Here is a 5,542-nt window from a genome sequence, read left to right as displayed (position 1 = left end):
AATAGGGGCAAAAAAACAATTATTGATATTTTTCACACCGTAATACTCTGATAATTAAATGCTTACGTCATAAGTGCAAGTTTTGCACTTATGACGTAAGCACTGATAGTTGCAAACATACCTCAAATAAGAAATTGATAAAAAAACAGTAATTAAAATCAATTTTTAAGTTTTATAGACAACATGATAAATGGGATGAAATTCTCTAAAAAATTTACCAAATTCGACAATGCAAACTACCCGCAGAAATTTTCTTAAGCGCTCTTTAGGGCTAGCATTGGCTTCGTCTCTTGATATTTCGACAAAAAAGACAAAACCGCGCTTAGCTTTTTCTACCTTGGGCTGTCCGACTTGGCCTTTGTCAAAAATTGTCCAAACTGCCGTGGCTGCAAAATACGAAGCCATTGAAATCAGGGGCCTAGAAAAAGAAATGTATCTACCCAAGCGCCCTGAGTTTAGTACCGACCTTGCCCAAACTCGTCAGCTCTTTGCAGATAATAAACTCAAGATCTGCAATTTGGGTGCTTCATCTAATTTGCATTTTATGGACACCGCCAAGCGACAAAAAAACATGGACGAAGCCAGACGCTTCATTGACCTTGCGCATGAGCTTTCGTGTCCCTACGTAAGGGTTTTCCCCAATGACTTACCCAAAGATCAAGACCGGGAGCAAACCATTAATCTTATCAGCGAAAACCTATCAGAACTGGGGCGCTACGCTAAGGAAGCAAAAGTGACGGTATTGCTCGAATCACATGGTCAGGTGATTTGGAAAGATGTGTTACTTCAAATTATGCAACAAGCCAATCACCCGAATGTGGGTCTTATTTGGGATATTTTCAACATGTGGTCAATCACAAAAGAATCTCCAACTGAAGTGTATAAGACACTCAAAAAATACATTGTTCATACCCATATCAAAGATGGAAGTATGGTAAATGGCAAACCTGCTTATACATTTGTAGGAAAGGGGGAAGCACCGCTCAAAGAAGCCATAGATGCCCTCAAATCGGGTGGGTATAAGGGCTACTACAGTTTTGAATGGGAAAAAATGTGGCATCCAGAAATTCCTGAACCTGAATTGGCTTTTGCTGATTATCCCCAAGCAATACAGCAATATTTTTAGAAGATATCACACAATGTATTTCCTGTCCCTATGTTAAAAAAAACGAATCTTTGCCTGATTGTTTTGGTGAGTGCGGCTTGGGGGTTTCAAAAGTTCGATAATCGTGTCGATTGGCCAGAATACAACGGTGACGGAGCTCGCAGTCATTATTCACCTTTGACCCAAATCAATAAAGACAATGTCGGAAAGCTAAAAATAGCTTGGAGCTATGCGTCGGGAGGAGCTGATACCCTCCAAAACCGTACACAGATGCAATGCAATCCCATTATTATTGACGGTGTCCTTTATGGCGTATCGGCCAATACACAGGCGTTTGCCGTAGAGGCAGCTACGGGTAAAGAACTTTGGAAAACTGATTTCACTGATAATGGTGGCACCACTAGCCGAGGAGTCACTTATTGGGAGGAGGGAGCAGATAAACGCATTTTTTTCGGGGCAGGTAGATGGCTCTATGCCTTGAATGCCAATTCTGGAAAACTTGTTGAGGGGTTTGGTGATAAGGGTAAAATAGACCTTAAGATTGGTATCGAACGCCCCGGTGCCGATAACTATGTAGTATCCAATACACCCAATACAATTTATAAAAACCTCCTAATCACTGGTACGCGCGTCTCCGAAAGCGAAACCGCCTTATTAGGAGATATTCGGGCTTATGATACCCGAACAGGTAAATTGGTGTGGACATTTCGTACCATCCCCCAAAAGGGAGAGGCCGGCTATGAAACTTGGTCGCCCGAAAACCCGCGTCAACGAATCGGTGCAGCAAACAATTGGATGGGGATGGCGATTGACCGAGAACGGGGAATCGTATACGCTCCGACCGGCTCGGCGGCCCATGATTTTTACGGGGCAAACCGAAAAGGAAGCAACTTGTACGCAAACTGCTTACTCGCCCTGGACGCCGCCACTGGTAAAAGACTTTGGCACTATCAACTCGTACATCATGATATTTGGGACCGCGACCCGCCGGCTCCACCCAATTTGTTGACTATTACTCGAACTGGCTCCGATGGTCGTCCCAGAAAAATCGATGTAGTAGCCCAAATTACGAAGCAGGGATTTACGTTTGTATTTGATAGAGTAACGGGCGAACCTATTTTTCCTATCCAAGAAACTCCTTTCCCACAGGAAGCGGTAGTAGGTGAGCAGCCCAGTCAGACCCAGCCAATTCCCCAATTACCGACGCCATTTACCCGCCAATCGTTTACTGAAAAAGACATCAATCCGTGGGCTTCTAATCTTGACTCTGTGAAGCTAATGCTGCGTAAAGCTCAAACAGGAACACCTTATATCCCTTTAAGTGAAAAAATGACGGTATTTTTTCCGGGTACCGATGGAGGTGCCCAATGGGGGGGCGCCGCCGCAGATCCCGAAGGTGTGCTGTATGTACCAGCCAAAGAAATCCCCGTTCATATGACTTTGATTCGTCGAAATCAAGATGATAAAAGCACAGCGCAAACCAATAACCCTTATCGATTGTATTGTTCGGCTTGTCATGGATTAGACCGCAAGGGAAACCATGACGGTTCATATCCTTCTTTGTTACAATTAGACAAACGACTTTCAAAAGCCCAAACCTTGAAATTATTGATGACAGGACGTGGAATGATGCCTTCTTTTTCGCATATCTCCGTTGCTGAACGTAATTCTATCATTGAGTTTTTGTACAATAATACTGCTGCTGGAAAACAAGTAGTTACCACCCAAAAAGAGGTAGTGCCCTATCAACACACTGGCTACAATCGGTGGTATGATAGTGAAGGATATCCTGTCAGCACTCCGCCTTGGGGCACTCTCACGGCGATTGATCTCAACACGGGCAAACACCGCTGGCAAGTACCGTTGGGCGAGTATCCCGAACTTACCAAAAAAGGAATGGCACCTACTGGTACCGACAACTACGGAGGCCCCCTAGTGACGGCAAGTGGATTGCTATTCATTGCGGCAAGTCGCGATGAAAAAATTCGCGCTTTTGACAAAAAAACGGGTAAAATACTGTGGGAATATCCCTTGCCAGCAGGAGGATATGCTTCGCCTAGTACTTATGTTGTGAATAATAAACAATACATTGTGATTGCCTGCGGCGGTGGAAAACTCAAAACCAAATCGGGTGACAAATACGTGGCTTTTTGTTTAGAAAATTAAAAAATCACCTTCTGAAATAGGCTTAAATAAATATTTGTATGTTTCGTATCTTTCCTTTTTTGCTCATTATTGCAGTATTGGTAGCCTTCTATCCTCGTTTTGATGAGAAAACCAACGTCGATTGGGATGAGTATTTGGGCGGTCCCGACCGCAATCATTATTCTTTATTAAATCAAATTGATACCAACAATGTAACCCAACTTAAGGTAGCGTGGTCGTACGCTGCCCCCGATACCGGGCAGATGCAAATGAATCCCATCATTGTGAAAGGTAAATTGTACGGTATTTCTTCGGCTTTGCAAGTATTTGCTTTGGATGCTGCTACGGGGCAAGAGATATGGCGATTTGGTGACCCTTTTAAGTCGGGGGTAAGTACTAGTAGAGGGGTTACATACTGGACAAATCAGCAAGGAGACGAACGTATTTTGTTTACTTCGGGGCATTGGTTGTATGCCTTAAATGCTACCACCGGAAAACCCATTGATAGTTTTGGTCAAGCAGGGCGTATAAGCCTACGTACAGGTTTGGGAGAATCAGCTAAGGAAAAGTTTGTCATTTCTAATACCCCAGGCACCGTTTTTGAGAACCTTATCATCATGCCTATGCGACTATCAGAAGGAGCCGATGCAGCACCGGGGCATGTGCAGGCATTTGATATCCAAACGGGTAAGTTGGCTTGGGTATTCCATACCATACCGCAACCAGGAGAATATGGCTATGATACTTGGCCTAAAAACACCTGGAAAAATACAGATGTTGGTGGAGCTAACAACTGGGCTGGCATGGCCGTAGATCGTCAACGGGGCATCTTATTTGTGCCCACTGGCTCGGCAGCTTTTGACTTTTATGGCGGCAATCGTAAAGGAAAAAATCTTTTTGCTAATTGTCTGCTTGCCCTTGATGCTCGCACCGGCAAGCGGCTCTGGCATTATCAATTTGTTCATCATGATGTATGGGATCGAGATTTTCCTTCTCCACCTAATTTAATAACGGTCAATCACAATGGAAAACGCGTGGATGCCGTTGCCCAAACAACCAAGTCGGGGCATGTGCTGGTATTTGATCGATTGACAGGAAAATCGCTTTTCCCGATCAAAGAAGTGGCCGTAGAACAAAGTAAGCTACCGGGGGAATCCACCTGGCCTACTCAGCCCCAACCCACTAAACCAGCGGCATTTGCGCGGCAATCGTTGACCGAAAAAGATTTAAACCCTTACAGTAAAGATCATGACTCGTTGGTTACGGTCTTTAAAAGTCTTAAAAAAGGGTACATGGCTCCTCCCAGCAAACAAGGTACGTTGATTTTTCCGGGCTATGATGGAGGAGCAGAGTGGGGGGGCGCTGCCGTTGACCCCAATGGCATCATGTACGTTAATTCCAATGAAATGGCGTGGGTGTTGACGATGGTCGATACTCCAAAACAAAGTGAGTTGGCACACCTAAGTGAAGGAGCCAAAACATACACTTTGTATTGTTCGGCCTGCCACGGGCCTGAGCGTAAAGGGAATACCAAAAGTGGGTATCCTTCTTTGGTTGATATTCAGTTGAGACAAAGTCGTGATTATGTCAAAAACATTGTGAGCAATGGAAAAGGAATGATGCCTGGCTTTACGACGTTGAAACCTGAAGAAAAAGCAGCTCTGGTAGCATTCTTGTTTGGGGATGAAAAACAGGAAGCGACAGGTGTCGTCAATAATAAAGGCAAAAATCCAGTCATTCCTTACAAAACAACTGGCTACAATAAATTCCTAGATAGCCAAGGATATCCGGCCATTGCTCCACCTTGGGGTACCTTAAACGCCATCAATCTCAATACAGGTGAATACGTTTGGAAAAATGTATTTGGTGAGTACCCCGAACTAAAAGCCAAAGGAATACCTCAAACAGGTAGTGAAAACTACGGTGGCCCGGTGGTTACGGCGGGGGGACTGTTGTTTATTGCTGCTACCCGCGATGCTAAATTTAGAGCTTACAATTCAAAAAATGGCAAATTGCTATGGGAATATCAACTACCCGCTGCGGGTTTTGCGACGCCAAGTACTTATCAAGTTAATGGTCGTCAGTACGTAGTGATTGCTTGTGGAGGAACCAAATTGGGTACCAATAAAGGAAATCAAGTAGTGGCTTTTGCTTTACCTTGAAAAATTATGAAATAAAAACCTCACTGATAGAATACTTTATAGATTGTGAAATAACTTGGTTAAATTGTTGCTAAAAAAAATACAACAATGCGAAAACGGGTATGAGTTGATGAACCAGACCGCCTTCAAC

At 44.0% G+C, this 5,542-nt stretch carries 3 protein-coding genes; all 3 read left to right on the top strand.

Annotated features, from left to right (window positions below; translation table 11 throughout):
* Positions 1 to 229 precede the first annotated feature (229 nt).
* The 3 genes from G563_RS0118190 to G563_RS0118180 are packed head-to-tail and all read left to right on the top strand — an operon-like array spanning position 230 to position 5,412.
* Positions 230 to 1,126, top strand: coding sequence for a sugar phosphate isomerase/epimerase family protein (locus tag G563_RS0118190; protein WP_028666556.1), 897 nt, complete (start codon positions 230 to 232; stop codon positions 1,124 to 1,126).
* A 30-nt stretch (positions 1,127 to 1,156) separates the two neighbouring features.
* The gene (locus G563_RS0118185; protein WP_028666555.1) at positions 1,157 to 3,271 is read left to right on the top strand and encodes an outer membrane protein assembly factor BamB family protein; all 2,115 of its coding nucleotides are present in this window, start codon (positions 1,157 to 1,159) and stop codon (positions 3,269 to 3,271) included.
* Between the two features lie 38 nt (positions 3,272 to 3,309).
* Positions 3,310 to 5,412, top strand: a complete 2,103-nt coding sequence (locus tag G563_RS0118180) for an outer membrane protein assembly factor BamB family protein (protein WP_028666554.1) — start codon at positions 3,310 to 3,312, stop codon at positions 5,410 to 5,412.
* Positions 5,413 to 5,542 lie beyond the last annotated feature (130 nt).

The sequence above is a fragment of the Runella zeae DSM 19591 genome, from assembly GCF_000423565.1.
Taxonomy (GTDB): Bacteria; Bacteroidota; Bacteroidia; order Cytophagales; family Spirosomataceae; genus Runella; species Runella zeae.
Note: the sequence above shows the minus strand (reverse complement) of the source record. Positions and strands in the feature narration are given on the sequence as shown.

Coding starts and splice junctions, on each gene's coding strand:
- G563_RS0118190 (WP_028666556.1), top strand. CDS start 230: ATGCAAACTACCCGCAGAAATTTTCTTAAGCGCTCTTTAGGGCTAGCA.
- G563_RS0118185 (WP_028666555.1), top strand. CDS start 1,157: ATGTTAAAAAAAACGAATCTTTGCCTGATTGTTTTGGTGAGTGCGGCT.
- G563_RS0118180 (WP_028666554.1), top strand. CDS start 3,310: ATGTTTCGTATCTTTCCTTTTTTGCTCATTATTGCAGTATTGGTAGCC.